4 protein-coding genes are annotated in these 4163 nt (G+C 37.0%); 3 read left to right on the top strand and 1 reads right to left on the bottom strand.

Features of this window, described 5'->3' with window-relative positions:
• On the bottom strand, nt 1-468 hold a 468-nt coding region (locus DW917_RS11585), incomplete at its 3' end, for an AAA family ATPase (protein ID WP_199545549.1).
• Between the two features lie 397 nt (nt 469-865).
• On the opposite strand from DW917_RS11585, the gene DW917_RS11595 reads away from it, so the two are divergent.
• Genes DW917_RS11595 through DW917_RS11605 form a run of 3 tightly spaced genes read left to right on the top strand, consistent with a single transcriptional unit; the run spans nt 866 to nt 4069 of the window.
• On the top strand, nt 866-1072 hold the full coding sequence (locus DW917_RS11595; protein WP_118118877.1) for a hypothetical protein: 207 nt from the start codon (nt 866-868) through the stop codon (nt 1070-1072).
• A 12-nt stretch (nt 1073-1084) separates the two neighbouring features.
• Nucleotides 1085-3817, top strand: coding sequence for a hypothetical protein (locus DW917_RS11600; RefSeq protein WP_147344176.1), 2733 nt, complete (start codon nt 1085-1087; stop codon nt 3815-3817).
• 36 nt (nt 3818-3853) lie between these two features.
• Entirely contained in the window at nt 3854-4069 is a 216-nt protein-coding gene (locus tag DW917_RS11605; protein WP_118118881.1) for a hypothetical protein, read from the top strand.
• Nucleotides 4070-4163: the final 94 nt, after the last annotated feature.

Below are 4163 nucleotides of genomic sequence, written 5' to 3' on the forward strand. Positions count from 1 at the left end.
GGGAGCATCATACTCATCAATGAGTACAACCACCTGCTTGCCAGTTTGCTGATAAGCTTTAATAATTAAATCTGCCAAACGGGTATTAGGATCCTGACGTGGAGTATCAATACCAAAAAGTTTCTCCAGTTTATTCAATTCGAAATCCAAATATCTTTCCAGCTGGTCTTTCTCCATGTGTTTACCGCCAGCCATGCTGAAATGCAGGACAGGATATTCCGTCCAGTCCTTTTCCAACTTTTCAATAGCGAGTCCTTTGAAGAGTTCCTTCTTTCCCAGAAAATAACTCTTAAAGGTAGAAACCAACAATGACTTTCCGAAACGGCGTGGACGGCTTAAGAAGAAATGTTTGCCACCGCTATGAGTCATGCGATAGACATATTCCGTCTTATCTACGTACAGCAGATTTCGGGTGATGATTTCCTCGAAAGTCTGGATTCCTACTGGATATAATTTCAATTCTGCCATGGTTTGTTCTTTTAAGTTTCTGGTGATAATACCTTATCAGCCTATTTGCTTTTGCAAAGCTAATCATTTTATTCGGAATAACAAAGGAAAAAGGCTAAAATCTGCTGCTTGTGCAATCGATTGCATTAAAATAAGTGTAGAAATATGGGGTAAAAGTGAACAGGTTTTAGATATTTTTACTATCTTTGCCCGATAAAAGTTAGTATAATAAAAGTTTCTGACTCAGTAATGGATATTGCTAAAAGCATGTTCATCTTAAAAAAAATAGACAAAGTTAAAAATGACGTATAAGTTCCTAAAAGAAGTGATGATTATCTAACAGAACAGTTTCAAGGTCATCTACCTGCTCATAGAAGCTTAGAACAACATATAAATAATAACTTAACTAAAATAAAAGATGAAAAGATTTTTTACGTTTTTAATGGCGGTTTGGGCTTTATTGTCCCTATCGCAAACGGTAAAGGCAGTCGATGTCACTGTCTATTTCCAATGTCCGAGTACCGGATTTGAGGTCAAGGATAATGATAATCATGTTTATACCTCTAAGGTGACCAAGAAACTCTGTTTGAAATTGAGAAATATTCTCCTTGTAAAAATGGTTTAAAGCTATATAATTATGAAGAAAAGATTTACACTAATGATGATGGTGTTATGCTTCTTAATGAGCATACCACTGAAAATGATGGCTGAAACTGTCACTATTCACTACATCGATGATGAGAAATGGGGTGATATTTGGGCTTATGTTTATCAGAAAGGTGGTGAAGAAATAGGTCCCAAGTGGCATGGAACTAAGTGTGAAAATATTAAGACGAATGCTGACGGAACAAGAGAGGCTACGTGGACTCTCAATTTGGGAGACAATTTAGCTTCTAATGCCTGCGTTGTATTCAATGATGGAATAGATAATGGTTATAAGCATCCTTCTTCTGGTGGTTGGGAAGTTATTGATGGTGCCTCCTATAACAAAGGTGGTAAAATAACTTCTTCTTCAGAAGGTGGCGGCAGCGGCACAGGTGGCGGCAGCGGCAGCACAACTGAAGAGTGGAATACTGTGACAACTAATCGTCTCACAGGAAAAAAATATACTCAGGGTTTCTATCTCGCTGGTAACTTCTTTACCTTTGATACAGATGGGATAAATTATGACGATGCTGTGTTCAAGTTCCAGCAGCAGAAGGATATTAATGAAAGTGCAAGAACTGCATATGATATATATATGGTTGAGATACCTGCTTCTCTTACTGCTAAAGCTCAGCTTATGTATGTGAACGAGAATGGAGAAAAAACTGGTATCTTTGGTCCAGGAACTGCGAATAAAAAAATTGATAAGGATTTTCCTGCAACGGGGCAAAGTACCGAATGGGCTAATCCTACAACGGGGCAAAGTACCGAATGGGCTGGTATAACACCTAATGAAAGTACAAATCTCTTTGACAAGACAAAGAATTATTGGGATTTTTCTACTCGTAATGTGTCTAAAAGTGAATATTCTGATGGATTGTACGAAGTATATATTGCTGTAGAAAAGAATACTCATGAGCCAAAGATGTGGAAGATTACACATATAGCAGATAAGCGTGTAGCTTACTTCCTCAGCAATACTCTTGATGCAACAGCTATGCCTCTTTATGATACTTACAAATTAATAAATCGAGATACTAACCCCCAATTTTACAATAATTTCTTTGGTACTGTCAATCTCGCTGCAAATCGTTCGTACTATGTAATATCTAATTATATTTATAATAACGATAAGGTTGATGATGCGAAAGATTATGGAACTATTCATGGATTTTATCTGGAAAGAATTCCGAGTCCAACGACAAATAAGTTATTCTTACAAGGTAATGGTGGACTTGATTTTAAAGGTACTTTTCCTGATAATTTGATTTTTCCAAATGGAGCTCCATTAAAGGTTGATAAAAATTATTGGGGTACGCGAATTGTAGAATATAATCCTTCAAGGGGAAATGGAGATAAGGCTGTATACGGTTTTTGTGGTGACCTTCAGCTGCGTACAGACCGTGTAGTGCTTAACTCTGTATCTTTGGTAGGTGATGCTATTCCTGGTACATTAAATGCGAATGGTACATGGAATTACAAATCTAATGCTGCAGATATGGTTTATGATGAAACTGAGCAGTGTTATAAGGCGAGAGTCGTTACTACTAAAGAAGCTTATGGAAAAAAGTTCAGATTTGTAGGTAACCGTGATCCCCAAATCACTTGGTATGAGAATACTGATGGTGCTGAGCCTAAGGAGATGGCTAAGAATCCTTATGATTCTAAGGATCCAAAAGTAGTTGGTCATACCGCAGATGCTAATGATCCTAATAAGGTTAATTATACACAGAAGGGTGAAAACTCAGAAGAAGATTGGAATATCATCTGGAACCGCCCTGCAGGTCGATGGACAGTACGTCTTTACTTCAATACCTATAGTGATGGTGAAAAACCAGTTACTGACTATTATTACACCATTACTGCAAATAGGGATATGGAGTTACACGATTTAGAGGACGTGGTTTATGGTTCTGAAGACAACAAGCAAAAAATAACTAATTTGCTTGGCTATAGGTATATGAGAACATGGAGTGCACAAAAGTCATGGAAGATTTCTGATAAGGTTGATATCTATGTGGTTAGTAGCATCAGCGCAGATGATAAATCTGGTGCTGTTAAGATGACTCTAAAGAATATTAATGAATATGTATCTAAGGATGACCGTGTGATTCCTGCTAATACTGGTGTGATTCTTGCAACAAATTGGGATAATGTTTCTAATAAGATACCTGGAGCTAAATTCAAATCTCGTGAAGATTTTAAATCCTACAATAATTTGGTAATTCCTATGGAGGAGTATAAAGATGTTGTAGAATATCAGAAGGATAAAAACTGCTTGGAGCCAATTCTTGTTTCACGTGTGATTCCTTCATCTGACAAGGATAATTACAATTATTTCTTTGGATACTATAATGCCCAGATTGCTACAGGTGATAAAAAATATGGAGCAAATGATTATCTTCTTGGATTCTGGATTTCTAAAGGTAGCAAGCCATACTTAAGTAACTGTAGTTATTTGCCAATACCTAAGAAAACTGCGGCAACGATGAAATATCTTGGTACAAATTATGTTGATTTTGAATCTGTTGGCAGTGCGAAGAAGGTTCCTGGAGTCATATTTGACTTTGATAATGTTGGCGGTACAACAGGTATCAACGAGGTGGTAAATCAGAGCACTAAGTTGAACGATGGCAAATACTACACCCTGAGTGGTCAGCAGGTAGAGAAGCCTACAGCAGGTGGAATCTATATCCACAACGGCAGAAAGTTCGTGGTTAAGTAACTATAAGTATTGTAGAACAAGTAAGCAAAGAATAAAATGAAAAAGAAATATATACAACCGAATGTTTCAGTAAGTTTTGTAGTTGTGGGGTCACAACTGTTGGGACAATCGCAATATGAAGGAATTGAATATGGGCCAGGCGGAATTGGTGGAGGTCTCTCCAAGGAAAATAACTTCTCTTCTTGGGATTACGATTTCGACGAGGAGGATGAATCAGAATCTAATTCCAGCAGCAAGTCGCTCTGGGATTAAGTGAAAATTCAGATGAAATGAGTTTGAAACAAAAATATACAGAGTTTATATAACAAACTTTTATTAATCATCTTTTACTAAAGTTAGGCGAGGA

The sequence above is a fragment of the Prevotella sp. AM42-24 genome (genome assembly GCF_003461825.1).
In the GTDB taxonomy this organism is placed as follows: domain Bacteria; phylum Bacteroidota; class Bacteroidia; order Bacteroidales; family Bacteroidaceae; genus Prevotella; species Prevotella hominis.